This is a genomic window from Arthrobacter sp. CAN_A214 (assembly GCF_015751955.1).
Taxonomy (GTDB): Bacteria; Actinomycetota; Actinomycetes; order Actinomycetales; family Micrococcaceae; genus Arthrobacter_D.
Genome location: NZ_JADOUU010000003.1, coordinates 304,513 through 328,271, shown reverse-complemented (window position 1 = coordinate 328,271; position 23,759 = coordinate 304,513). Strand labels below are relative to the sequence as shown.

The 23,759-nt window shown below is 64.7% G+C and carries 22 protein-coding genes; 6 read left to right on the top strand and 16 right to left on the bottom strand.

The window, feature by feature from the left end; translation table 11 throughout:
• Positions 1 to 199 precede the first annotated feature (199 nt).
• Together IWX65_RS05095 and IWX65_RS05090 are read right to left on the bottom strand one after the other, a co-directional pair.
• Positions 200 to 793: a TetR/AcrR family transcriptional regulator gene (locus IWX65_RS05095; protein ID WP_196881341.1), complete on the bottom strand. Its 594-nt coding sequence runs from the start codon at positions 791 to 793 to the stop codon at positions 200 to 202.
• Positions 794 to 935: 142 nt separating this feature from the next.
• The gene (locus IWX65_RS05090) at positions 936 to 1,868 is read right to left on the bottom strand and encodes a LysR family transcriptional regulator (RefSeq protein WP_196881340.1); all 933 of its coding nucleotides are present in this window, start codon (positions 1,866 to 1,868) and stop codon (positions 936 to 938) included.
• Positions 1,869 to 2,028: 160 nt separating this feature from the next.
• Here IWX65_RS05090 and IWX65_RS05085 point away from each other — a divergent pair, with 160 nt between their 5' ends.
• Both IWX65_RS05085 and IWX65_RS05080 read left to right on the top strand, forming a co-directional pair.
• Complete coding sequence (locus IWX65_RS05085; RefSeq protein WP_196881339.1) at positions 2,029 to 3,333, top strand: aromatic ring-hydroxylating oxygenase subunit alpha; 1,305 nt, start codon at positions 2,029 to 2,031, stop codon at positions 3,331 to 3,333.
• On the top strand, positions 3,330 to 4,751 hold the full coding sequence (locus IWX65_RS05080) for a ferredoxin reductase (RefSeq protein WP_196881338.1): 1,422 nt from the start codon (positions 3,330 to 3,332) through the stop codon (positions 4,749 to 4,751). Before IWX65_RS05085 ends, IWX65_RS05080 begins: the two co-directional genes overlap by 4 nt.
• A gap of 411 nt (positions 4,752 to 5,162) precedes the next feature.
• On the opposite strand, the gene IWX65_RS05075 is transcribed toward IWX65_RS05080, so the two are convergent.
• The 3 genes from IWX65_RS05075 to IWX65_RS05065 form a co-directional block, all read right to left on the bottom strand.
• Positions 5,163 to 6,002 carry a class I SAM-dependent methyltransferase gene (locus IWX65_RS05075; RefSeq protein WP_196881337.1) on the bottom strand — a complete coding sequence of 280 codons (840 nt, stop codon included), beginning with the start codon at positions 6,000 to 6,002 and terminating at the stop codon, positions 5,163 to 5,165.
• A gap of 88 nt (positions 6,003 to 6,090) precedes the next feature.
• Entirely contained in the window at positions 6,091 to 7,914 is a 1,824-nt protein-coding gene (locus IWX65_RS05070) for a tetratricopeptide repeat protein (RefSeq protein WP_196881336.1), read from the bottom strand.
• Positions 7,915 to 7,975: 61 nt separating this feature from the next.
• Positions 7,976 to 8,806 (bottom strand): matrixin family metalloprotease, encoded by an 831-nt coding sequence (locus IWX65_RS05065; RefSeq protein ID WP_334683667.1) that lies wholly within the window; start codon positions 8,804 to 8,806, stop codon positions 7,976 to 7,978.
• Positions 8,807 to 9,133: 327 nt separating this feature from the next.
• On the opposite strand from IWX65_RS05065, the gene IWX65_RS05060 reads away from it, so the two are divergent.
• A complete protein-coding gene (locus IWX65_RS05060; RefSeq protein WP_196881334.1) occupies positions 9,134 to 9,574 on the top strand; it encodes a DoxX family protein in 441 nt (146 codons plus the stop codon).
• Between the two features lie 99 nt (positions 9,575 to 9,673).
• Here the strand turns inward: IWX65_RS05060 and IWX65_RS05055 are convergent, their stop codons facing one another.
• The 3 genes from IWX65_RS05055 to IWX65_RS05045 all read right to left on the bottom strand — a co-directional run bounded on the left by IWX65_RS05055 (position 9,674) and on the right by IWX65_RS05045 (position 12,667).
• Positions 9,674 to 9,997: an NIPSNAP family protein gene (locus IWX65_RS05055; protein ID WP_196881333.1), complete on the bottom strand. Its 324-nt coding sequence runs from the start codon at positions 9,995 to 9,997 to the stop codon at positions 9,674 to 9,676.
• Positions 9,998 to 10,249: 252 nt separating this feature from the next.
• Positions 10,250 to 11,689 (bottom strand): sodium:solute symporter family protein, encoded by a 1,440-nt coding sequence (locus IWX65_RS05050; RefSeq protein WP_196881332.1) that lies wholly within the window; start codon positions 11,687 to 11,689, stop codon positions 10,250 to 10,252.
• A gap of 132 nt (positions 11,690 to 11,821) precedes the next feature.
• Positions 11,822 to 12,667, bottom strand: a complete 846-nt coding sequence (locus tag IWX65_RS05045; protein WP_196881331.1) for a MurR/RpiR family transcriptional regulator — start codon at positions 12,665 to 12,667, stop codon at positions 11,822 to 11,824.
• A gap of 139 nt (positions 12,668 to 12,806) precedes the next feature.
• Between IWX65_RS05045 and IWX65_RS05040 the strand changes: the two genes are divergently transcribed.
• A complete protein-coding gene (locus IWX65_RS05040; protein ID WP_334683666.1) occupies positions 12,807 to 14,051 on the top strand; it encodes a metal-dependent hydrolase family protein in 1,245 nt (414 codons plus the stop codon).
• A 152-nt stretch (positions 14,052 to 14,203) separates the two neighbouring features.
• Here the strand turns inward: IWX65_RS05040 and IWX65_RS05035 are convergent, their stop codons facing one another.
• Positions 14,204 to 14,659 (bottom strand): excalibur calcium-binding domain-containing protein, encoded by a 456-nt coding sequence (locus IWX65_RS05035; protein ID WP_196881329.1) that lies wholly within the window; start codon positions 14,657 to 14,659, stop codon positions 14,204 to 14,206.
• Between the two features lie 168 nt (positions 14,660 to 14,827).
• Between IWX65_RS05035 and IWX65_RS05030 the strand changes: the two genes are divergently transcribed.
• A complete protein-coding gene (locus IWX65_RS05030; protein WP_196881328.1) occupies positions 14,828 to 15,286 on the top strand; it encodes an SRPBCC family protein in 459 nt (152 codons plus the stop codon).
• 102 nt (positions 15,287 to 15,388) lie between these two features.
• Here the strand turns inward: IWX65_RS05030 and IWX65_RS05025 are convergent, their stop codons facing one another.
• The 7 genes from IWX65_RS05025 to IWX65_RS05000 all read right to left on the bottom strand — a co-directional run bounded on the left by IWX65_RS05025 (position 15,389) and on the right by IWX65_RS05000 (position 21,430).
• Positions 15,389 to 16,273: a class I SAM-dependent methyltransferase gene (locus tag IWX65_RS05025; RefSeq protein ID WP_196881327.1), complete on the bottom strand. Its 885-nt coding sequence runs from the start codon at positions 16,271 to 16,273 to the stop codon at positions 15,389 to 15,391.
• On the bottom strand, positions 16,270 to 16,509 hold the full coding sequence (locus IWX65_RS18045) for a UTRA domain-containing protein (protein WP_196881326.1): 240 nt from the start codon (positions 16,507 to 16,509) through the stop codon (positions 16,270 to 16,272). Before IWX65_RS18045 ends, IWX65_RS05025 begins: the two co-directional genes overlap by 4 nt.
• Positions 16,510 to 16,881: 372 nt before the next feature.
• A complete protein-coding gene (locus tag IWX65_RS05015; RefSeq protein WP_196881325.1) occupies positions 16,882 to 17,769 on the bottom strand; it encodes a GntR family transcriptional regulator in 888 nt (295 codons plus the stop codon).
• A 59-nt stretch (positions 17,770 to 17,828) separates the two neighbouring features.
• The gene (locus IWX65_RS17710; RefSeq protein WP_334683665.1) at positions 17,829 to 17,960 is read right to left on the bottom strand and encodes a hypothetical protein; all 132 of its coding nucleotides are present in this window, start codon (positions 17,958 to 17,960) and stop codon (positions 17,829 to 17,831) included.
• Positions 17,961 to 18,036: 76 nt separating this feature from the next.
• Complete coding sequence (gene pdxA, locus IWX65_RS05010; RefSeq protein WP_196881324.1) at positions 18,037 to 19,062, bottom strand: 4-hydroxythreonine-4-phosphate dehydrogenase PdxA; 1,026 nt, start codon at positions 19,060 to 19,062, stop codon at positions 18,037 to 18,039.
• A complete protein-coding gene (locus IWX65_RS05005) occupies positions 19,059 to 20,351 on the bottom strand; it encodes a four-carbon acid sugar kinase family protein (protein ID WP_196881323.1) in 1,293 nt (430 codons plus the stop codon). Before IWX65_RS05005 ends, pdxA begins: the two co-directional genes overlap by 4 nt.
• On the bottom strand, positions 20,348 to 21,430 hold the full coding sequence (locus IWX65_RS05000; protein WP_196881322.1) for a 2-keto-3-deoxygluconate permease: 1,083 nt from the start codon (positions 21,428 to 21,430) through the stop codon (positions 20,348 to 20,350). Before IWX65_RS05000 ends, IWX65_RS05005 begins: the two co-directional genes overlap by 4 nt.
• A 289-nt stretch (positions 21,431 to 21,719) precedes the next feature.
• On the opposite strand from IWX65_RS05000, the gene IWX65_RS04995 reads away from it, so the two are divergent.
• Positions 21,720 to 23,441 (top strand): GmrSD restriction endonuclease domain-containing protein, encoded by a 1,722-nt coding sequence (locus IWX65_RS04995; protein ID WP_196881321.1) that lies wholly within the window; start codon positions 21,720 to 21,722, stop codon positions 23,439 to 23,441.
• The last annotated feature ends 318 nt before the right edge of the window (positions 23,442 to 23,759 follow it).

The following is a 23,759-nucleotide window of genomic DNA, read 5'->3' as shown; positions in this document are numbered from 1 at the left end:
GTAGGTCATACCGAGGAACAGTAATGCAACTCATCGCACTATTGAACAAGTGTTCAAAAAAGTTTCTTTGTTACGTCCAAGGGCTGCGGCGGCTCAACATGTGCCAGGAACCGGCGGGCGTGCGGCGGCTGAGGTTGAGCAGTTCCGGCGTCGTTGGAGATGGCCGTGGTGCTTTTCCGGAATTCCTGGGCAATTCCCGCTAGGCCGCGAAGGCGATCTCCTCGGTACGAGCGATGCTCCTTCGGATGGAGGCCTCGTCCACGCCGAGGAGTGCAGTCAGCCACATGCCGTTCTGGACGACCACGATGTCGGCTGCCCGCTCCCTGCACTCATCTCGGGAAAGCTCGGGCCTGGCATTACCTATCAGCGTCGCGAGTCCAGCGAGATACTTCTCGAACGCCACCGCATTGATCTGTGCAAACTCTTCGCTGGCCTGGGCCAAAGCCCAGAGGTGGAGACGCAGCGATAGATATCGTGTGGTCAGGAGTTCCGCGCCCGCAACGCGCCGCAGAGCCTTACGGAGCTGATCGTCCGGGGGCGAATCAGCGTCCGGCTCGACCAGCATGAGGTCGTGCTCGTCGATTCGATGCAGGGCGGCACGGATCAAGCAGGACTTGTCCTCGTAGTAGTAGTTCACCAGCCCGAGTGCGACGCCGGCTTCCCGGGCCACCGCGCGCATGTTGACCCCTGAGATGCCGTGGCGCGACAGCAGCTCCAGTGCCGCTTCGAGAATGCGCGCCTGCCTGTCGATCTGTTCGCCCTGTTGGCCCGACTTCACGGTGTTTGTCATCACCTGGCCAGACTATGGCAAAGTCGCGATGGTGCATCCCGCGAACAGGGCGCACTGCGCACGGCCGGCGCCAGAAGCAGTCGGGTAGCTGCATCTTCACCATGGACCTGCCGGCCCGTGGGCGACGAATCACGGCCATACGATGTCAGGGATCGTCTTCGGGTCGGGCGGTGAGAATCCGATTGGCGCTGACCTGCAGGATGCCGAGCGACTCCTGAATCAGGGGTGAGGCGATGCTGCCCCTGCGCACCGCAGCGACAATGCGGCGCGTGGGCTTCCCCCTGCCAGTGATGCGCAGCCGAACCACGTTCTCGCCACTATGCAGGGGCGCCAGTCGCGGCAGCAGGCCCACGCCCAGCCCCGCTCCGACGAAGGCGATCTGGGTCTCCCATTCGACGGCCTCATGGGCAATCCGCGGTGTCACCCCGACTGCCGTGAACGCCGCGGTGAACAGGGAATGATAGGCGGAACCGGCGGCCTCGGTGATCCAGGGTTCCGACGCCAGTTCTTCGAGCGTCACCGTATCCCGCGATGCCAACGGATGGTCGGAGGGGATGATCACGTCCAGGGGGTCGTCGAGCAGAACGGTCTGTTCGAAGCGCGGATCGTGCTCGACATAGGTGTAGGACTGCATGGCGACGATGACCGCGAGGTCGATCCGCTCGGCAACCAACAAGTCGAAGCAGCGGGCCGGGTTGGCCTCGAGTACCTGCACCTGCAGCAGGGGGCGTGTTGAGCGCAGGGTAGCGGCCAGCGGAGCGAGCAACTGGGCGGCCGCCGTGGAGAATCCGCCGAGGCCCAATCGGGACTGCACCTGGTCACCGGCCTTCAGGGCCGCGGCGCGCAGGCTCTCCCATTCCGCAATGAGGGTGTCCGAACCGGCCACAAGAAAACGGCCCGTGGCGGTCAACCGAACACCCCGGCCGTCCTTCGTCAGCAGCTGCATTCCAAGCACGCGCTGGAGCTCCCGCAATTGCGCGGAAACGGCGGAGGGAGAATAGCCCGTGAGCTCCGCAGTTGCGCTGACGGTGCCGCATCCGGCGAACACCCGAAGGGTTATGAGCCGTGGATCGATCATGCACTTATTGTGCACCGCTATCTACTAAATGTTGCGCTTTTATTGCAGGTCAATCGTCTCTAATCTCGTGACTACAACGTTTCGATAACACCGGTTGCACCTATCTAACCCGGGGTCTCCACGAATCGCACCCTGACCCAGCCCTCCCGGGAGGAAATCCATGTCTGCTCCAGTGAACGTGCCCCTTAATTCTCGCGGGAAACTCGCTTCATCATTGCCTGCCGAGCAGCGGGCGGAAATCACCGAGTTGTTCGAGTTCCGGCGCGTAGGGTATTCCCTTGATGCCCCCTTCTACACCGATCCGACGATATTCAGCCTCGACATGCAGGCCATTTTCGGCCAGCACTGGATTTTTGCCGCGAGCATCGCCGAGCTCCCGGAGCCGGGCGACTACGTCACCGTCGACTACGGGCCCTACTCCCTGATTGTGCTGGCCAACGACGACGGCGGCGTGAACGTCCTGCACAACGTGTGCCGCCACCGCGGCGCCCGCGTCCTGACCGAACCCGCGGGAACGACGGGCAACCTGGTCTGCGGTTATCACTCCTGGACGTACTCCCCGAACGGCAATCTCATTCATGCCTCGGCACCGGGGGAAACGAAGTTCGACAAGGGCTGTTTCGGCCTCAAGCGCGCCCACAGCCGCGTGGTCGCCGGACTCATCTTCGTCTGCATCGCGGACGAACCGCCGACGGATTTCGATGAAACCGCAAAGATCTTCGAACCTTACGTCGCACCCCACGATCTGGCGAAGACGAAAATCGCCTACCAGCAGAACATCGTCGAGGAGGGCAACTGGAAGCTCGTCATGGAGAACAACCGTGAGTGCTACCACTGCGACGGCCACCCGGAACTCGCCTGTTCCCTCTTTCCCACCTGGGGACTGACGGAGGGCCTGATCCCGCTCCATCTCGAGGAGGTGTGGGACCGCAACAAGGAAGCACAGTCCTCGCTCGAGGACCGTTGCCGCCGCTATGGTCTTCCCTATGAGGTCGTCGAGGAACTCGACACCCGCATAGCGGGAATCCGCATCTCACGAGAGTCGCTCGACGGTGACGGCGAATCGTTCTCGCCCGATGGGCGCAGGCTCTCCAAGAAGCTGCTCGGCGACTTGCGGGACTTCCGCCTTGGCCGTTGCTCGATGCACCTGCAGCCCAACAGCTGGTTCCATCTCCTCGGGGACCACGTCATCACGTTCGCCGTCTTTCCCGTCAACGAACACCAGACACTTGTGCGCACCACCTGGCTGGTGGCTGACGATGCCGAGGAAGGCGTCGACTACGACCTGGAGAAACTCACCTACACCTGGAAGCAGACCAATCTGCAGGACAAGGCGTTCGTGGAGCTGTGCCAGAAAGGCGCCGGCAGCCCGGCCTACGAGCCCGGCCCGTACATGAAGAGCGAATACCAGGTCGAGGCGTTCATCAACTGGTACGTGCAGCGGGTGCAGGAGCACTTGGCATGATCGAACTCCGCAGCGACACGACAATTCAGGAGCCACGGCGCATTCGTGGTCTTGAGATGCCGTGGAACAGGGTGATGAGCAGCACCGAGGGGCCCGCCGGTGCCGCCCGAGCGTTGGGTCCCTGGTATCCGCAGGAGTTTCTGGCGGAATGCGTCGAGATCGTTCCCGAGGTGGGCGGCATGAAGACCTTCGTGTTCCGCCGCTCCGACGGTGCGCCCCTGGCGTTCCGTCCCGGCCAGTACGTGAACGTCGCCTTTCCCGTGAACGGCGAGGACCAGGACGCGGTGGACCGCAGCTATTCGCTGTCCAGTTCACCCACCAGACCGTGGACCTTCGACATCACCGTCAAATGCGACCCCATGGGACTGGTCTCACCGTGGGTGCACGAGAACGTCAAACCCGGCACCGTCCTCGAGATGCTCGGGCCGGTCGGGGCATTCCACCTGCCCGACGCCGACCGGCGCGCACGGTACCTCCTGCTGGCCGCCGGCGCAGGCATCACCCCGATCATGTCGATGGTGCGGACCATCCATTCCCTGCCCGGGCAGGCGGATGTCGTGGTGCTCTATCACGGAGCGGCGGCCGGAGGTTTTGCGTTCCACCAGGAGTTGGCCTACATCGCCTCCGTGGACTCGCGCGTGAAGGTCTTCTACTCCCTGGGTGAGCGCAACAAGGAACCCGAGGGATGGGAATGGCTCACCGGGAGGCTGACGGCGGCAATGCTCGACGAGGTGGCCCCCGATGCCAACGGCCGCCAGGTCTATGCCTGCGGTCCCGAGGCCTACCTGAACAGCGCCGCCGAGCTTCTCGAGAAGGTCGGCGTCGACGACACCTCCATCCACATGGAATTTTTCTCGGGAGACCGCCAAACGCTCCTTGAATATCAGGTGGAGCTCGCGCATGCAGTGGACATTGCGGAGGAGATCGCCGAGGAAATCGCCGATTCCGCCGAGGACTACTACGAAAGCCAGCCCATCGCATTCGGGCTCTACGAGCCCGGCTACGACGCCGAGGGAACCCTGGAGGCCACTGGACTGACGCTGGAAACCGCGGACGCGCCCGGTCCCGAAGCCCCCGTAACCCCCGACGCCAGTCCGGACGCGGGGCCGGAGGTGGCGTCCACCGATGCCTCGAGCTTCGACACGGTCGGGACGGGAAGCCTCACCCTGTCCTTTCTGCGCACCGGCGTCAATGTGCGAATCGACCCCACCGAACACATCCTGGGGGTGGCTCAGCGTGCGGGCATTCGGATCGGCGCGAACTGCAAGGAAGGCATGTGCGGCTCCTGCAAGATTGTCAAGCTTTCCGGGGAGATCGAGATGAACCACCAGGGCGGGATCCGGGCCCGGGAAATCGACGCAGGCAAGTTCCTGCCCTGCTGCTCCACCGCGCGGACCGATATGGTGATCGATGCCTAGCCGCTTCCAGCTGCTCTAGGCCGGACGGCTTCAGCTCCCGCCGCGCCGCGCATTCACGCGTCAGAGCTCTGGCACGCACGGGCCTGTTCCGAGAAGGGCAAAACCGGCGCGGTCGCCGTCCTCCATCTCATACACCGGAGCGGTCGCGTGCATCAGCTGGTCGCGGTCGTCGATGTGGTCGAGGCCGACGACGTGGCCGACGACGCAGACACCGCCCTGCACACGGCCCTCGCGCGCCTCTCCGAGGTACAGGAGCAGTCGACCTGAGCCTCGGGTTTTCCACAACCATTGGAAGGGCCCTCGCCCGAAGGCGAGGGCCCTTCCTGTCTCTGGAGTGGCTCATATTCCGTGCAGGGGAATCGATTCAGCCGCAGGGAGCAGTGCTTGTCTCCAGGACCATCCCTTGGGAGGTCAGTTACGACGCGCCGTGACGAGGAGGTACTCCCAGTCCATGACAGCGCGGTCATTGCCCGCGCTGAACTCCTTTCCGAGTGCGAGAAGGTCGGCGTCGAGCGCCTCTGCCCGCTCCGGAGTTGCCGCAAGGGACTTGTAGACCGCGATCGTTGGTCCGTAGTTCGTCTTGAAGTAGGAGAGGAAGTCGCCGGGCTCGTCGAAGCGGTCGATCCGCACCGTCCGCCGTTCGGCCTCCAGACCGTGCACCTGGCCCTCGAGGAGTGATTCCACGTGCTCCCGGCGTCCCCACAGCGGAGGCGGCTGTGCGCCGGGAGGGGGTGGCGGGGCGTAAGGCTTCATGGTGGCGAACATCTGCCCGATGAACCCCTCCGGCGTCCAGTTGATCAGTCCGATGGTCCCTCCCGGGCGGCACACGCGTACCAGCTCGTTGGCCGTCAGCTGGTGGTGCGGGGCGAACATCACGCCCACACAGGACATCACGACGTCGAAGCTGCCGCTCTCGAAGGGTAGGGCCTCGGCGTCGGCAACGGCCCAGTCCAGGTTCACGCCCCGGCTTTCCGCGATGCGCTTGCCGGACTCGAGGAGCTCGGGCGTCAGGTCCGACGCCGTGACGGACGCTCCCGTCTCGGCCGCCGGGATGGCGGCGTTCCCGGTGCCGGCCGCGACGTCGAGCACGCGGTGGTTCGCGGTGATGCCGCACTGCCGGACCAGGACCGGTCCGAGACTGGGGATGAGCTCGGTAGCGACGGCGGTGTAGTTGCCCTGCGCCCACATGGTGCGGTGCTTGGCCTTCAACGCCTGGTCGGCGTCGGGGGTGGTGGTTGTCGTGTCGGTCATGGTGGTTCCGTCCTCAATTGGTGGGCCGGGTACGACGGCGGCCCTCGGTTTCAGTGAACGGGTCCAGCATCCATGCGGGCCGTGTGCGCTAGCGTGTGATGCTGCTCCTCGTGTCCGCGGGAAGGTGTTTCAGCTGGTTGCGCCGGGCGAGGTGCTCGGTCAGCAGGGGATTCCTGATCCGGTCGGCGAGCAGCGGGATCGCCGTGGCCGCCGCGGCATCCCCGAGGACCGCGCGGGTCGAGTAGGCACGGACCGTCAGCTCGTCGTGGCCGTACCGGCTGGAAAGCGCACCCAGCTCCTCCGCGAAACGGGTGGCACGGTATGGTTCCGCGGAGAGGAACAGGGTGCAGGCCAGGTCGAGGTTCCGGCCGCGGAACCAGCGATACCAGGGGTCCGGTCGAAGGCCGCGGGCGATCCACCTCCGGGCGCCGACGTCGTCGCCCTTCGTCCTGAGCGCCTCCGCCTTGGCGTGGGTGGCGGCATCGAGGTAGCACCGGTCGCCGGAGGTCTCGGCGAGGGCGGTGGCGTGGTCCGCGAGGTCCTCCGCTTCCTGCACGTGGACCGCGGCGAGGAGCACCTCACTCCGAAGGGACTCGACGAAGGGACGGAACGCCGTCCAGTGCTCGGCGGTGATGATGCCGAGCGAACGGTCCAGTTCCAGCGCGGCGGCAGGAGTGTCACCGGTCAGGAGATGGACGCGGCCGAGCATGGCACGGGCAAAGGCTTCCTGGCGGGCCCCCGGCACCGCCGAAGCAAGCCGCAATGACTCGTTCAGCGCGGCGAGCGCGGCCGGGTAGTCGGCGGTATCGGTGGCCAGCATGCCGCGGACACCGAGTGCCCGGGCGGTCTCGCCCGCCAGGCCCGCTGCCGTCGTCGTCGCCTGGGTAAGCCAGCGGAGCGCACTGGCAGGAAAGCCGCGTTGTACCGCGAGGAATCCCAGTTCCCGGTAGGCGGCCGACCGGACGGCGGGTTCGCCGTCGCGCGCAAGCGAAAGGACCCGGTACAGGGAAGCCGCAACCTCCGCACCGCGCCCACCCGTGCCGTGGATGAGGGCACTCGCCAGCGCGAGCTCGGCCTCGGCCTGCAGGCCCCGGTTGCCGGTCCGCTGAGCGAGCCCGCCCGCCACCCGCAGGTGTGCGAGGGCCGGCGCGGTTGCCCCGGCCGAGAGGCAGGATTCTGCGGCTTCGAGGTATGACCTCACGGTCAGGGGAGTGGCGGGCAGTGCGCTGGCGAGGGTGTCCGGCGCCGCGAGCGCCTGCTGCACTTCCGCCGGCAGCCCGGACCCGAGGTGCTCCTCGAAAAAGCGCTTGCAGGCTCCCGCCTGGTGGCGCGCTCCGGCGCGGTCACCGGACGCCACGAGGGCGCGGACGAGGAGCGCGTGGAAGTCGGCATTGAGGGGGTCGAGCGCCACCGCCTGGCCTGCCAGCCGCACCGCTTCATCGGTATTCCCCTCCGCAAGGGCTTCCAGTCCGTTCTCGTAGGTGAGGGTCTCGACGAAGTGGCGGAGACGGTGGCGTTCGACGGTCAGCCAGATGTCGAAGCCGGGGCAATCGGCGAAGCCCAGTCCGTCGAGGAGTTCGGTACTGAGCGGGCTGGTAGTGGAGTGGGGATCGGAGGTGTCGGCGTCGTAGTCCGACGACGGCGGCAGGCGCAGCGTCAGCGGATCACCCTGGAGAACCGTTCCGGGTCCGAGGACGCGCCGCAGGTCCGAGAGGTGCCAGCGGAGGGCGCCGAGCGGATCGTCGGCGTCGGGGAAGAGCATGGCGGCAAGCTGGCTGCGCGGAGTCGGGGTGCGGTGCAGCAGGAGGTAGGCGAGCAGGCCCCACGCCTTGCGGCCGCGCGGTTGCCTGCCTGCTCCCGTCGGGTGCTCGATGAAAGGAGGCCCGAGGAGGTGGATGCTCAACCCGGCCATGGTCAACTGTAGAGCCGGGCGCAGCGGGTGCGCAGCCTCTGGCCGGCATCGTGTGGAGGAATCAGAGCTCTGGCACGCACGGGCCTGTTCCGAGAAGGGCGAAACCGGCGCGGTCGCCGTCCTGCATCTCGTAGACCGGAGCGGTCGCGTGCATGAGCTGGTCGCGGTCGTCGATGTGGTCGAGGCCGACGACGTGGCCGAGCTCGTGCAGAATCAGTCCCTTCACCTCGTACCGTCCCTCCGGTTCCTCGAGGATCTCGGACAACTGGTCGACATCGAGCTTCACCTGGCCCGCGACGTAGACGGCCGGAGTGCCCGGCCGCTGCGCGTGTTCGCTACTGGCCAGGGCAATCATGGTGCCTTCCAGCCCCGGTGTCTCGTCCTCGTTCGTCCAGGTGAAGAGGACCGGAGCCCATTTCTCGCCATACCGTTTGGGCTGATAGGTGGCCCGGTCCGAACTCGGGCCCTCGGAGGTGGTGCCGTCATAGACCCACTGCAGGCCGGTCGCCGCGGAGATCTCCGCGACCGCTGCCTTGATGAGCCCCTCGGATCCGGGAGGCGCGTCCTCGGGCCGGACGACATAGTGCACCGGACGGCACGGGTCATAGGCGATGAAGTCCTGCGACCGATCGGGCGGCTCAAGGAGGACGAACTCATCCGATTCCTCGACCTCCGGGGGAGTGCCGAGTGGGGTGTCGCTGGCTCCGACGCCGGGGGGCGGCATATCGGATCCCGGGGAGAAGGGGAGGGTCGCCGGGAAGTCGGCGTCCTCGGACAGGAGGAACGGCAGGTAGAGCGCGGCGACGACGGCGACAACGCCGACCGTGCCCCAGCGCAGCTTCCGTTTCGAGGACGGACGACGACGGCGCCTCGGCGGGCGACTTCCTCCCAAGTTTGGCGGAGGTGGTTGCATTGTTCGTGCCCGCTGAGTCTCTCGGCTCTGGAATTGCCGGAGGGCACCCGGAGGAGCAGGCGGGCCGTTTTTCCGCGGCCGATCCCGATCGCTTACTCCCATTGACCTGATTCCCTTGTCAGCGTGATTCCCAGTGTGCGCCGGCTTGCCGGGCCCGGCAAGGTTCTCCCCTATATAGGCCCTCCTTCTTTGCGTTCGCCGGGCGCTGCAGGCTGGGTTCCAGCCGGCGCTGTTAGGCTCCATCGAATGACTGCTCTTGGGAAGTGCCCCTTAGGCAAAGCATCGCCGGCGCGCACAGGATCGCCGGTGCGCGCCGTTTCTCCGCTCCGCACGGCAGCCAGGGTTCTGCTCGGCGGCGCCCTGCTCTTCGCGGGAACAAGTCACCTGACGTTCGCGCGCCAGGAGTTCACGGCGCAGGTACCGGCGTGGCTACCACTGGATGCGGACTTCGTTGTCCTCGCGTCGGGAGTCGTGGAAATCGGGCTCGGTGCGGCGCTGATGTTCCTGCCGCGTCAGCGGGTACCCGTTGGATGGTTGACGGCGGCGTTCTTCGTGGCGATCTTCCCCGGCAACATCGCGCAGTATGCGGACGGAGTCAGCGCGTTCGGGCTGGATTCGGATCGTGCGCGTCTGATCCGGCTGTTCTTCCAGCCGGTACTCGTGCTGTGGGCGCTGTGGTCGACGGGTGCGTGGCGGGATCGGCGGAGCCTGATTAACGGGCTGCAGTCGCGCAGAGGGAGGCCGTAGCGGTAGTTGTGCTACGAGACCGACGTAGCCGTTTCCTGCATTCCGCCGGCCGCCCCTGGTGGACGTCCGGTTCGAGCCTCGCGATGCTGCTGCTGCTCTCTAGTTCGCCTCCACGATGGGGTGGAGGTCGGTCGCTTCCAGCAGTACCGACTCGATCTTCGCCGCCAGGACGCCGTCCGTTTCGGATGCCGACTTCGCGTCGATCCACCGCCGATCGGCGCCGAAGGCTTTCCAGTTCTCCTTCGGATCGCCCTCGTGCCGAAGGAGGTAGATCAGGACGTCCGGAGTGCCGACCGGAGTCCAGTACCCGAGGCTCGTCATGGAATGCTCGGTGAAAAGGTCGATGGTCGATTCGCGGAACCGCTCCATAAGGGCGTCCATCTTGCCCGGGGCAGCGGTGTAGGTGCGCAGTTCGTAAGTCATACTGTCTCCTCGTAGTAACCGGCGTTACGGCCCGTTGGCGCCGAATTGGTCATCAGCCGGACGCAGTAGCTCGGCTCCCTGCTGTCGGGTGCGACGGGCAACACGGTTCGATGATTTCCCCGGTGGCGTAGCTTTGTCGAACTCCGCCTGATCGGGATGATGCCAGGTCGAAAACACCTCGGCGGGTCCGTCCTGATCGTAGCCCGTCCCTCCATCGGAAGGACCGGGGGCACCGGGGGCGACGCTGAGCGGCTACATCTCGCGCTCGGCCAGGACCGACGACTCAGCGGAGTCGTTGCGAGCGGGTACTCCACGCTTGTCTTTCGTCGCAAGGCTCACGGCGACGAGGGCGATGACGGCTGCTGGCAGGGCGACGACGACGGCGTTGACGTCCGCAGACATGCTGCTCGCCTGCCACAGCACGGTGACAACTCCACCGACAACCATTCCGGCGATTGCGCCCTTGGAGGTGGCCCGCTTCCAGAACAGTGCTGCCAGGACAACGGGCGTGATCGCTACCCCGTACATCGTGTAGGCGTACATCTGGAGCGCGAGGACGCTTGGAAAGAACTGTCCCATCACGTAGGCGAGAACGGTCACCGCAAGGACAGCCCAGCGGCCGAGCTTCAATGCCCTGTCCGGGTTGGCCACAGCGTTCTTCCGCTGGAAGGCGAGGTCGTACACGATGTTTCCTGAGCAGGTCAGGAGGTAGGAGGACCCGGTGGTCACGATGAGCGCAAAGGCTCCGGCAAGCAGCATGCCGCCGATACCCAGCGGCACAAGGTCCGTTCCGGCGAGGCCGAGGATCGCCTGTCCCGGATCGATATCCGGGAGCAGGAACGAGGACATCGACGCGAGAAGGATGATCGTTCCCAGGATGACGACGGCACCAACGAAGAAGCCAATGGTCGCTCTGCGAGCAGTGCCCTCATCCTGTCCTGCCGCCAGACGCTGGTGCATGTTCTGATCGCCGAGGATGAGCAGGAACAGGGGCAGGAAGTATCCCAGCAGCTGGATGGGCGTCAGGCTGCCCGTGAGCGAGGTCAGCGCTGGGTCGAGGCGGTTCACGTAGCTTCCGACGCCACCGACGTCGCCGATGAAGACGACGGCGAGGGTAGCCACCAGGGCGACGACGATGAAGATCACTGAGACGAAGTCCGTCCAGGCCACGGACTTGAGGCCTCCACCCAGGGCGAGGAAGGTGATCAGGACCGCGGCGACGATCGTTCCCTGGGCGGTGCTGAGCGGGGTGATGACGCTAAGGATGGCTCCGGCTCCGGTGAACTGATAGGCCGTGATTCCGATGAAGGCCACCAGAATGATGATCGTTGCCAGCACGCGGACGGGCTTGCCGAAGCGATCCTCCAGCATCTCCGGGATGGTGTGGTGTGACTGCCTCCGTACCTTGGTTGCCATGAAGTAGAGGCACACGATGCCCACGATCGTTCCGGCGAAGAAGAAGATTCCCGCGACCGGCCCGTAGGTGTACACGAAGCTTGCTCCACCGATGATGGAGCCTGATCCGACGAAGGTTGCAAGGAGGGTCCCGGCGAGCACCGGGGTGGGGAGGGAGCGGCCTGCCAGCATGAAGTCCTCGCCGGTGGCAACGGTCTTGCTGCGGCTGAACCACGCTCCGATCAGGACCATGAGCAGGATGTAACCCACCAGGATGATGACGTGCACTGTCTGCATGAAAAAGCCTCTCGAAGGTGCCGGGGCGGACGGCAATTAGAGAGAAGTCTCACTGATTGGAAGTGCTATTGCAATAGTTATTGCAGGAATTCATCTGATTGAAACAAGTGGTTATGTGCCCGGATCAGACGATCAGGCGGGGTCCACCAGATCCAGCTGGCCCCACAGTTCCTCGGTTTCCCGGAGTGCCGTCGTCGTCCGTACAGGGTCGATTGCTGACAGCTCGGCAAGGAGCGCCTGCACGGTGGAGACCGCTGCAACAGTGGAAGGCATGAAGCTGGAACCCTCGCTGGGAACCACCAGGGCTTCCTCGGCGAGGTCGGTGATTCCGGTCTTGCGATCGGCGAGAGCCACGATGCGGATACCGCGTTGCGCGGCTACGCGCACCACCTCGAGGACGAACTTGCTCGCACGCCATAAGTTGCAACTGACCAGGCAGTCACCCGGCTCCAGCATCCGCAGGCGATTGACCAGGGCGGTGCCGGGTGCGGTATGCAGCTCGATGTCGCGGCCCATCCACTGGCCCACATGGGCCAATTGGAAGCCGGCCGCCGCGTAACTTCCCGTCGCCAACACTATGGTGCGTTGGGCCGAGGCGATGATGACAGCAGCCCGCGCTACCTGGTCGGGGTCCATGGATTTGCCCAGCCGCGCCATGTTCCGGGCATCGCTGGCCAGCGACGCGCTTGCCGGCCCTGAGCCTGGGGACGAGTCCTTGTCGAGGAGCTTCTCGGCGGTCATGGAGGCAAGGTAGCGGTGGCGGAGTTCGGATTTGAGCGCGGACCAGCCCGAGAATCCGAGGAACTGGGCGGCGCGCACCACAGTTGCCACGTTGATATTCGCCCGGGTGGCCAGCTCCTGTGTCGACATGAAGGAGGCCGGACCGGCGTCATGCCGGATGACGTTCAATACCGCTTCGATCCCGGGGCTCGCCTTGCGTCCCAGGACGAGTCCATCCACCCAGTCGGTGATCTGCAACAAAGACGCTCCTTGCTCTATGCAACGAATGTTGCATGTTCATTCATTACTTGTGATCATCGTGTCAGGTATATCGGCAGTCAAGGTCACTCGACGACATGCCGCGAAGGTTCATCCGCGGCCCACCATGAGGAGCAGCATGCCCACGGCACAACACTTGCACATCCGAAACGCAACGGTCCTGGACATCGAGCACGGCACTGCTTCCCCAGATCAGAGCATCCTCATCGAGAAGGGCGTCATCACCTGGGTGGGTGACTCCGGAGCGGCCGACGTAGAAGGCTTCGACGGCGAGACCATCGATGCGCAGGGCAAGTTCGTGATGCCGGGCCTCATCGACGGCCACGTCCACGTCACTGCAGCGACCGCCGACCTCGGCGCAATGGGGGAGTGGTCGCCCAATTACGTCGCCGCCCACACCGCGCGCAACCTCAAGGCGATGCTGGCGCGGGGATTCACCACGGTCCGCGACGTGGCCGGCGCCGACTACGGTGTGGCGCTCGCCGTCGAGGAAGAGCTGTTCATCGGCCCCCGGGTGATCTTCGGCGGCAAGGCGCTGTCGCAGTCCGGTGGGCACGGGGACATGCGCGGGATGGGCACCAGCGTCAGTGATCCGCACCAGTGCTGCCCCTCGATCGGGATCGTCTGCGACGGCGTCGACGCCGTGCGGAAGGCTTCACGGGACCAGCTGCGGACCGGCGCCCACCATATAAAGATCATGCTGTCCGGTGGTGTCGCGTCGCCGACGGACCGGGTGGATTCGACACAGTTCTCGGAGAGCGAGATCCTGGCCGTCGTCGAGGAGGCGGAAGGCGCCAACCGGTACGTCTGCGGCCACGCCTATACCGCCCGCGCAGTGAACCGCGGTCTGCGGCTCGGTGTCCGGTGCATCGAGCACGGAAACCTGATTGACGACGAGAGCGTGAAGCTTTTCGTGGAAAAGGGCGCGTACCTTGTTCCCACTCTCATCACCTACGAGCGGCTGAAGGCTGACGGGGAAGCGGCGGGCCTGCCGGCTGCGAGCCGTGAGAAGGTCGATATCGTCCTGCACGCAGGGCTCGAGGCGCTCGATCGGGCCAACAAGGGCGGCGTGAAAATCGTCTTCGGCACCGACCTGCTGGGTGCGATGCAGATTCACCAGAGCCAGGAGTTCCGCATCCGGGCGCAGGTGCAATCCGCCCAGGAAGTCCTGCTCTCTGCCACGGTGACCGCTGCCGAGCTAATCGGCCTCGAAGGCAAGCTGGGCGTCGTCACCGCCGGTGCTTTCGCGGACCTGCTGATTCTGAATGAGAACCCGCTCGACGACGTCACGGTCCTGGCTTCGCCGGAGACGGCTATTCATTCCGTCATCAAGGGCGGCAAGCGGATGGAAACGGCCGCCTGAGCGGCAGGTTCATTGCGCTGCTTCTAAACCGACAGCGGAAGCAGCTCAGTAAGCCGCTTAGCTTGTTGAAGAAAATGATCCTGGCCGAGATGTCTCGGCCAGGACCATCCTTGTACTGCCGACTCCACAGAAACTAGGAGCCTGCGGTTGGGCTAGGAATGAGCGGCGGAACGACGGCGGACCACGTAGGTTCCACCCACAGCTGCCAGGAGCAGACCGCCACCGAGGGCAATGGCACCCGCGGCGTCGTTCTCGGGGGTCTGTGCCACGCCTGTTTCAGCGCCACCGACCGGCATTTGCCCCATCTGGGTCGGAGCCGTCGTTGGGGCGGCCGGCGGGGTGGTTGCGGGCGAGTTCTCCTGAACGATGCGGGCGACGATGCTTGCGTCGTATGCGGGAGTGCCCGCTGCGTCGCAGCCAAAGCCGTCCTTATCAGCATCAAGGCCACTCTGGTACCCCGGGGTGCCGAATGGAATGTTGTAGACGCCAACAGCAGCGGCTTCGCCGCAGTTGTTGAACGGAAGGCCGACGGCCAAAGCCGGTGAGGCGGAGAAGAGCGAGAACCCTGCAACTGCTAGTGCTGCAAGGCCTATTGAACTACTTTTCATCGAGAATCCCCTAGCTTGATTTATAGTGTTCGGTCCAACGACCCTAGCTGGATTTGCCTGAGGCAACTACCCCTTCTGTCACAGGAAATAAAGTTGACGGAGTGACGAACGGGGCGATGAGTCGACATTCTCCTGTTAATTGGCGGAGTCCGCGGCTAGGCTCGGCGGATGGATTCCAGCATCAGCCTTACCCAGCACGTCCACGCTTCGCCGGAGAGAGTATGGTCCGTCATTTCGGATATCCCGGGCGCCGAGACAACCCTGTCCGGCGTCGAGTCGGTGCAGATGCTCAGTGACGGACCCTACGGAGAAGGCACGCGCTGGAAGGAAACCCGCAGGATGATGGGTCGGTCGGAGACCGTGGAGATGTGGGTTGCGCAGTCCGATCCACCCCGCAGTACCACGGTCAAAGCACTCCAGGGCGGGGCTGACTACACCACCCGCTTCACCTTGGCGGAACGGAATGGCGGAACTGACCTGACGCTGCTTTTCGGTGCGGAAGTCACTCAATCCAACAGATTCAGCCGAATAATGCTGGCACTGGTCGGCAAAATCGGAATGACGATGACCCGGAAGGCACTGGCCAAGGATTTGGGAGATATTGCGGCTAAGGCGGAATCGTTCTAGATGATCGAGTCTCTCTAGCGCTCAGTCGCTTGAGGGTGCTGCGGGCCGGTGCCTGTGCCTTCGTTCTGGTCTTCCCGAGTTCGACCGCAGCGGTGCGAGTGATCAGGCTGACTCCTGCTGCGGTGAACTGCCGGGTTCACGTGGCGCCCCGTTCTCCTTCGCCTTCGACAGCGTGAAAATCCCGTAGCGCATCGCACCGGTGCGGTAGGCCAGGATCAGGCGGGGGATGCCCAGGACAAAGCGATTGCGTGCGCCGAGGGCGAGGCGACGGGTCTCGCGATCCACGAGGAAGGCCTTCACCAGTCGACGGGCGCAGATCGTCCAGGTGCGCGCGACGCGGCGGCTGACATCCTCATAGTCATCGATCACAAAGCCCGCCGCCGTTGCCATCGCTTCATACTCCTCGCGCGTGCCCATCGAGGGTAAGCGCCCTTCGCGGCAGATCGGCTCGAGCAAGTGGCGAACCTTCCACCCGCTGACATCAGTCTCGGCAAGCCACGCGCAGACGACGAAGCGGCCGCCGGGCGACAGCACGCGATGCGCCTCGGCGAAGAAATTGGGCTTGTCGACCATGTGCTCGCTCGACTCGATCGCCCATGCGGCATTGGCCGAGGCATCGGTCAGCCCGTTGTCGAGCCAGTCGCGGAGGTGGATGTCCACCTCCGGTACCGGATGCGTGGCGGCGTAGTGGGCCTGTTCAGCGGAAAGCGTGAGTCCGGTAACGCGGACCCCGCGTGTCACCGCGAGCTGCCTCGCGGTGGAGCCATAACCGCAGCCAATGTCGACGCACGCCTCGCCGGGTAGAAGGCCGAGCCGATCGCCGACCGTGTCGACCAGCGCCTCGACGGCCTCGGTGGGCGTCTCGCGACCCGTCGCCCACAGCCCGTGATGGACATGCTCGCCCCACACTCGCCGATAAATCGGATCGAGCTCGTCGTAGTGATCCGCGACCGCCGCGGCATTCTGGGAAGTATTGGGGAGGATCACGCCATCACAGTACAACGTCGACCCTTGCCACCGGAAAGCCTCAACTCAAGACTCCACCTGATCAACGCCGACCGGACCGTAATCCGCACTCCGAACTTCTCGCCGAGTACTGCGTGATGGGATGCATTGCGGAGGGCCTCCGCGGTCAACTTGGAGAATGAGGGTGCCGGAAGCCACGTGTGGATTACGGCGAGGGGAACACTGTCGGCCATGCGCACCCGTTCGAGCGCCACCATCCTCCCATGCCATACGAGCGAGCAGCGAGCGATACCACCACTCGGTTGGATCTTCGATCCGAACCGGAACCTGGTCTCCATACCCCGTCACCGAGCAAGTACATCAGCCGGATCGACGGAAGGAGCCGAACCCGTAGGTCCGGCTCCTCAATACCCGAACTGGCTCAGGCGCCTGTGTTCTTCGGCGATTTCGCCTTCTTGTCGGCGCGCTTCTCCTTGAGAGACTTTGCAGCGGCCGTTTTGCCGCCGCTCTTCTTGGGTGATTTGTCTGCCATAGGGAACTCCTTTATCAAAATTTCGACGTGCAGTGGTGGGCTGAGACTACTCCTCATCGCTGGGTGCGTGCCCGGCTGGTGATGCAGCCCGCATGGATCAATAGCCTCGGTGCGAGAGCCGGTCAGCGAGGCGGAGCAGGTCCGCGCCGAGTTGGCGGGCTTGGTCCGCGACCGCGTCCGGGGCGTCGGCAGCAGGCGACGCCAGGCTGCCGGCTGAGGCTGGCACCGCCGGCTCCCGCTGGATGTCGATGTCGAACACCACGTGGTCCGGGTGGTGCCAGGTAGAAAAAACCTCCACGGGTCGCCCATCCTGGTCGAAGCTCGTGCCCTCCAGCAGGAGCACGGGCGACGACGTATCCAGCCGCAGCAACCGCAGCAGGTCCCGGTCGCCCGGGACGGCACGAATCTGCCGCTTGCCGGATGTGATCTGCACCCCGAATTTCTCCCCGAGTACCGCGTGGAGGGAAGCGTTCTGCAGTGACTCGGCAGTGAGGTCGGCGAACGCTGGCACCGGTAGCCAGGTGTGAATGACGGCGATAGGGACGCCGTCGGCCGTGCGCAGCCGCTCGAGCGAGAGAACCTGCGGAGTCCCGAGAACCGCCGTCGACGCATCGGCGTCCTGCACGGACAGCGACAACACCTCGGTGCCGACACTCGCCCCGGTACTGCCGAGCTGTGCCGAGAGCCCCGACGTTCTATGCACGAGTCGATGGTGTTCCCGGCGGGGGGCCACGGTGCTGCCTCGTCCCCGGCCTCGCTCGATCAGGCCCTCGTCGGCCAGGGCGCCGAGGGCCTGACGCACCACGGACCGGGACACTCCGTACCGCACCTGCAGCTGCGCCTCGCTGGGCAGCGACGTGCCCGGCGGCAACGAATGGTTCAGGATCTGCGCCCGCAGATGCCCGCGCAGTTGCAGGTGAAGCGGTTCGCTGCTATCGGAGTCCAACGGACGTCCCGGGGCGTCCGAAGAATCTGTTCCAGCCATGAGGGTTTTCTCCGCTTCAGGTTGATGGTCAAGGGCTTCGGTGGACCCGCAGCAAGGACCTACTCGCCTGGACCGTCCACTGGTGCCGAGTCGTCGTGCTTTTCGGTGACCTGTCCGTCGTGGACCCGCTTCAGCGTGATGCCCTCGAGGTAGCTGGGCACAGGAGGATCCAGGTCTTCATCGCTTGTCATGATCTCGATCCTAGGTGCGACCATCAGGAATGGGCGCCTCCCTTTTACTGCCGTGCTCAGCTACCCGTTCGTATTCCTACTTCTTCTGCGCGGTCCGCCAGACGTGGTCCCAACCCGGCGCGAGCTGCGCGGCCCGGCGCAGGGACAGGACAAGGCTCGCTTCACGGGCGATGCCCTGGCCGGCGATGTCGAACGCCGTACCGTGGTCCACCGACACGCGGACGACGGGCAGGCCGACGGTGATGTTGACGCCGTCGTCGCCGTAGACCGCCTTGAACGGCGCGTGCCCCTGGTCGTGGTAGCAGACGATCACCATATTCCACTTACCCTTCACCGCCGCGGGGATGAGCGCGTCGGCCGGCAGCGGTCCGTGGACGTTGATGCCGGCCTCACGGGCGGCGGCGACGGCGGGGGCCAGGATGTCCGCGTCCTCGTCGCCGAACAGGCGGTTCTCGCCGGCGTGCGGGTTCAGTCCGGCGAGTCCGATGGGCTCGTCCGGGTTGCCAAGTGCCTTCGTGAAGGCACTCACGAGTTCGATGACGTTGGACGTCCGCTGCGGGGTGAGGTCCTCGATGGCCTGCCGCAGGGAGACGTGGGTGGTGAGGTGGAAGAAGTAGAGGTCACCGGCGGAGAGCACGAGGCTGAAGTTCTTGACTCCGAATTCATGGGCCAGCAGCTCTGTGTGGCCGGGCCACTTGTGCCCACCGGCGTGCATGGCCGCCTTGTTGAGGGGAGCGGTGACGATGCCCTGGACCTTGCCCTCGCGGGCCAAGCGGCAGGCCTCGACGACGAAGCGGTAGGAGCCGTCGCCGGCGGCAGCGCTGAGTTCGCCGATCTTGACGTCGGCTAGCGACGGGCCGGTCTGCAGGAGTTCGATGATGCCGGGTTCGTTCGTGGCGTCCTCGATCGAGTTCAGCACGCGGACCTTGTCCGGGTCGCCGCCGACGTTGATGACGCCTTGGCGCATGGCTGCCTCGTCGCCGATGACGACGGGCATGCATTCCTGTCGGATGTCGTCGTGTCCGAGGAGCGACTTGGCGGTGATTTCCGGCCCGATGCCGGCGACGTCACCGATTGTGACGGCGAGGGTGGGGATGCTCATGGGTGTGCCTCCGTTGAGTGGGCGAGGGTCGTGGTGAGTTCGTTGACGGTGTCGAGCAGGGCGGATACCGGGCCGAAACCGCCGGCCTTGGTGACGACGATCTTCCCGGCAGCAGCGCCACCTTCGACGACACCGACGGGGATACCTTCCTGGATGGCGCCGGTGATGCGCAGTGCTTGGGCGGAGCACGAGTCGAGGACCGCGCGGGCGCCGTCGCCACCGACCAGAACCAGCGCACCGACGTCCGTGCTGTGCAGCGTCTGCTGCACCACCGAAGCGAGGCTGCGCGCGATGGCGGCACCGCTGAGGGTCTCGGAGCCGCCGACGGCCTCGGGGGAGAGGATGACGACGACGCGGGGCAGAGTCTGCGGGTACTCGAGCTCTGCGGCGGCCCATTGGTGGAGCCGGTTCGGCTGGTCGAGCAGTGAGTCGTCGGGCTGCAGGATGCGGAGGTCGGCGGAGTCGAGCTGTTCCCGCAGGCGGTCGGTCTGGGCTCGAGCGACGTCGTGCAGCGAACTGACGACGACGACGATGCGCTGCCCCTGGGCAGCGGGTGCGGCCTCAGGCGCAGTAAGGGTTGCTGCTGCGTCCACCCACGCTTCCGCCATCGCCGCGGCGAGGCCGGCTGATCCGACGGGTATCGCCGTCGGGCCAGACGCGACGAGGGCCGCTGCGAGGGTGCGGAGGTCGTCGTCGGACGCTGCGTTCACCACTACCACCCGGCCGTCCGCTGCGTCCCGGAGCGCCTGGGCGTCATTGTCCGGTGAGCCACTAAGGGAGATGGTCGTGGTGCCGGGCAGGAGCGCGGAGAACTCGCTCGTGGGAACCGGGGTGACCGGGTCCCTACCTGCGGGGGTGTCCTCGATCGGGCTGCCGTTCACGCGCAGCAGCCCGTTCTCGATGGTGCGTCCCATCGCCGGATAGGCCGGGCACACGACCGCGATGCAGCCGGGGTGCCGTTCCTGCCAGGCGTCGAGGGCCCCGGCCACCTGGGCTTCGACGCTGCCCCGCATCGTCGAGTCGATCTTCAGGTACAGGTGGTCGGCGCCGGCGGTGATCAGGCCGGCGACGGCGCGGGCCGTCGCTTCCCGTGCTGACGCCAGGCCCATCGCCCGCGCGTCGGAATTCATCGCCAGGGCGCTGCCCGGTTCCACCGAGCCCGGCAGCAGCTCGCCCAGGAGCAGGCGCGAGGCCCAGCCGGAGCGGAAGAACTGGACTACCGAGTCGGTGGCGCCAGTGACGTCGTCGGCCGCGATGCCGACAATGGGTGCGCGGGGGGAGTCCGTCACCGTTCGTCTTCCTGCGTCCGCCGGGGGGTGCTTGGCGGTGCCGAAGGATTCCCCGCGGGCGGGAGCTCGGAGGCGGAGGTGGGGACGACCCCGACGGCGTCGTCGGTATCCAGGCCGCCCTGGCGTTTGAGGACCCAGGTGGCGAGGAGCGGAGCGAAGATCGCGGTGACGAGGACGGCGGAGGCGACCTGCGCCGTCGCGACCTCGACGAAGGGGGCGAAGGTGGGGTCGGCGGCGGCGACAATGGCCGGGGTGGCGATCGAGTTGCCGGCCGTGGTGGCCGAAGCGATGCCGATGCCGGACTTTCCGCCGCGGCGGAGGATGAACCGGTAGCCGAAGTAGACCAGAGCGCCGGTGATCAGGGTGGCGGCGATGCCGACGAAGATGCCGCCGATGCCGCCGGCGATGACGTTCTTGAGATCGATGCCGGTGCCGAGGGCGAAGGCGAAGAACGGGATGACGATGTTCGGCACGGGCCGCATGACCTCGGTCCACTTGGCGTCGAGGTTGCCCACGATGAACCCGAGGATCAGGGGGATGGCGGCGGCGAGGAGGGTGAGGAACGGAATGTTGCCGAGGCCCGACATGCCGAGGAAGAGGAGGGTGAAGAAGGGGCCGTCATTGATGGCGGAAGCCATATAGGCGCCGCGGTCGCGGTAGTCGCCGTAGCGTCCGGTGAAGGCGAGCCAGAGGCCGCCGTTGCTGTTGTCGAAGGAGGCGAGGAGGGCGAGGATCGAGATCCCGAGGATCCCCTCGACGCCGACGACGAGGCCGAGGCCTGCGACCAGGGCGGCGGGGATGATCGTCTTGAACAGCAGGATGACGCCGGTGGTGGCGAGCACGGGGCCCGACGCCTTGGCGGTGATCTGCATGCCGGTGGCGAAGATCAGGACGGCGATGAGGGGGAGCGCCGAGTCGGCGAACAGGGCGGTGGTGAAGCTGCCGAGTTCGAGGAAGCCGGGGGCGAACGTTCCGACGATCGAGCCGAGGATCAGGGGAATCAGCATGAGGCCGCCGGGGATGCGGTTCATGCCGTCGAACAGGGGAATGCGGGACTTGGGAAGCGATTCGGCTGCCATTGGCGAATCTTCTCTCTATGCGGGGCGAGGTGTACGTACAAGTAGTACGGACAAGATGTACCAAGGGTACGGGGAGTGTGGTGGATCACGCAAGGAGTGGGTATCGCTTGCAATCTCAACCCGCGCCAATGTCGCGAGGATCCAAGTGTCCCGCTTTTGACGAGTGCGAGATCGCTAGCCACAGCGACTGTCAGACCTTAGTAGGAGCCGAAGATGGAGTGGGATGGCGAATAGACTCGGAAGGGTTATGGGCAGGGCGTGAACGAAGCAGAATAGGACGGGGGAGCTGATGGAAGCTTTGAATAGGCCTCTGAAGGATTGGTTCACCTCCGTGGCCGAACGACGTCTCCGGCTCCCTCGATTTCAACGGTTCGAGGCTTGGAGTCACAACGAGGTAGGAAGTTTGCTGGAGACCGTCCTGCGCAAATTACCTGCGGGCGCGGTGCTTGTCCTGAAGGTGGGGGCGGAAGAACCCTTCGCCAGTCGAGAGCTCGAATCGGCACCCGCACTCCGGGCAGGGGACCGGGTCACCGAACATCTCCTTGATGGTCAGCAGCGACTCACGGCGTTGTGGCGAGCGATGCACGACAACTACTCAAACCGCACATACTTCGTTCGGTTTGAGAACGACGAGGAAGACGGGTCGCAGCCGGCGCCGCGAGTGCTGGGGCAGTACCGGTGGAACAGGGGCGGAAAGCTTTACCCCCTGTGGTGTGAGGACCCTATTGAGGTGCACCGCCGTGGTTATATCCCGTTGCGGCTCCTCAACCCATTGGGTAACGACCAGCGCAATGAATGGGCACTGACGGCTACGGACGGAAACTTCCAGGATGCTTGGCAGCTCAATCTTAAGGTTCAAGAACTGGCGACTAATGTATCCCAATACAACATTCCCTATCTGAGCCTCCCCGAGGAAACGCCCAAAGATGTTGCTCTGGACGTATTCATTAAGATGAATACGTCCTCTGTGCGATTGTCAGCATTCGATATCGTTGTCGCCCAGTTGGAAGAAGCAACGGGCTCATCGCTGCACGAGCTCGTCGAGGATCTTCACGCTGCCGTGCCCACACTTCAGCGATACATCGATGGCGGGACCCTAGCGCTTGACTGTGCAGCTCTGAGGTCAGATCGAGCACCGAATCAGCGCAGCTACCAACGGATGAACATTAGTGACGTGGCAGGCGATTGGGACAGGATCATTGCAGGCATCAAGTGGGCTATTGAGATGCTGGATGCTGAACGCATCTATGACGCCCAGCGGCTTCCTTCCGTGGCGTCACTTCCTATTATTGCGGCGTTGCACCAGTACTTCCCGTCATCACTGGACGAAGCAGGCAACGCGCGGCGGCTCTTACGAGCGTACTTGTGGAGGTCATTCCTAACGCGTCGATACGATCAGTCGGCGTCGACGAGAGCGTTACAGGATTACCGCGGACTGCGGCGCCTACTTCTGGGTGAGGAAAGCAATTGGAAAACCGCTCCAATCTTCGACGAGGAAGTCACTCCGCTCCCAACAGAGGACGATCTTATAGGTGCCGCATGGCCGCGGGGACGGGAAGTCCTTGCTCGGGGGCTTTTGGCCGTCGCGCTTCGCAAAGGGGCGCGCGATGTTGCCGATGATCAGACCGTCACTGCCGGTAATCTATCAAAACGAGAGTATCACCACCTTTTTCCGGATTCCTTGCTCCTGAAAATAGGCAAGGTGGAGCAGCAGAAAACTATGCGGGCTCTCAACTGCGCACTCATCTCTTGGAGTACGAATCGGAATATCTCGAACAAGTCCCCGTTGCAGTATCTTCAGGACCGCGTAAGCCGTTCGGATATGGGAGAGGATGCGGTTCGTGCTCGTTTCGCGTCACATCTCATTCCGTACGCCGAGCTGGCCGAAGCTGGCCCGTACCTTGAGTCCGACGGCGAGAAGCTGATTCGTGATTACGACAACTTCCTTGCTGCCCGTGCGCGGATGATGCTTCCCGTCGTTCAGTCTCTATGTGCTGGTGCGGGAAGCTAATGGAGTGCCGCTTTTCTTGAGAATGCATCTGCTGGTTTCGACATTCTCATTCTCCCAGAGGTTCTTGCTCAAAAGCTTGCCTGCGAGAGCCGCGCTGAGTAATTCAAGATGCTGGCGAGGCTGGCACCTCCACATGTGACGCTTCCTATCAATGGGCTCGAGATGGACGAGAGTATCGCTTCGACGTGAATTTTTGTGTAGGCCAAAAAGCGGAAACATCGCACAGAACGGTGGAAAAAGGGTATGAATTGGTTCAACTGGGTCTCTCTATGCATACAAGCACTCACCGCTTCAGCCATCGTGTTCGCGGCTCTGCAA

What these genes read in the sequence shown, in the direction of transcription:
- IWX65_RS05015 (WP_196881325.1), bottom strand. Translation starts at nt 17,769, where the DNA reads ATGGCTGGAACAGATTCTTCGGACGCCCCGGGACGTCCGTTGGACTCC.
- IWX65_RS18045 (WP_196881326.1), bottom strand. Translation starts at nt 16,509, where the DNA reads ATGGTGGCGCTCGAACGGGTGCGCATGGCCGACAGTGTTCCCCTCGCC.
- pdxA (WP_196881324.1), bottom strand. Translation starts at nt 19,062, where the DNA reads ATGAGCATCCCCACCCTCGCCGTCACAATCGGTGACGTCGCCGGCATC.
- IWX65_RS05050 (WP_196881332.1), bottom strand. Translation starts at nt 11,689, where the DNA reads ATGCAGACAGTGCACGTCATCATCCTGGTGGGTTACATCCTGCTCATG.
- IWX65_RS17710 (WP_334683665.1), bottom strand. Translation starts at nt 17,960, where the DNA reads ATGACAAGCGATGAAGACCTGGATCCTCCTGTGCCCAGCTACCTCGAG.
- IWX65_RS05055 (WP_196881333.1), bottom strand. Translation starts at nt 9,997, where the DNA reads ATGACTTACGAACTGCGCACCTACACCGCTGCCCCGGGCAAGATGGAC.
- IWX65_RS05035 (WP_196881329.1), bottom strand. Translation starts at nt 14,659, where the DNA reads ATGAAAAGTAGTTCAATAGGCCTTGCAGCACTAGCAGTTGCAGGGTTC.
- IWX65_RS05030 (WP_196881328.1), top strand. Translation starts at nt 14,828, where the DNA reads ATGGATTCCAGCATCAGCCTTACCCAGCACGTCCACGCTTCGCCGGAG.
- IWX65_RS05070 (WP_196881336.1), bottom strand. Translation starts at nt 7,914, where the DNA reads ATGGCCGGGTTGAGCATCCACCTCCTCGGGCCTCCTTTCATCGAGCAC.
- IWX65_RS05000 (WP_196881322.1), bottom strand. Translation starts at nt 21,430, where the DNA reads ATGGCAGCCGAATCGCTTCCCAAGTCCCGCATTCCCCTGTTCGACGGC.
- IWX65_RS05075 (WP_196881337.1), bottom strand. Translation starts at nt 6,002, where the DNA reads ATGACCGACACGACAACCACCACCCCCGACGCCGACCAGGCGTTGAAG.
- IWX65_RS05080 (WP_196881338.1), top strand. Translation starts at nt 3,330, where the DNA reads ATGATCGAACTCCGCAGCGACACGACAATTCAGGAGCCACGGCGCATT.
- IWX65_RS05040 (WP_334683666.1), top strand. Translation starts at nt 12,807, where the DNA reads ATGCCCACGGCACAACACTTGCACATCCGAAACGCAACGGTCCTGGAC.
- IWX65_RS05090 (WP_196881340.1), bottom strand. Translation starts at nt 1,868, where the DNA reads ATGATCGATCCACGGCTCATAACCCTTCGGGTGTTCGCCGGATGCGGC.
- IWX65_RS05085 (WP_196881339.1), top strand. Translation starts at nt 2,029, where the DNA reads ATGTCTGCTCCAGTGAACGTGCCCCTTAATTCTCGCGGGAAACTCGCT.
- IWX65_RS04995 (WP_196881321.1), top strand. Translation starts at nt 21,720, where the DNA reads ATGGAAGCTTTGAATAGGCCTCTGAAGGATTGGTTCACCTCCGTGGCC.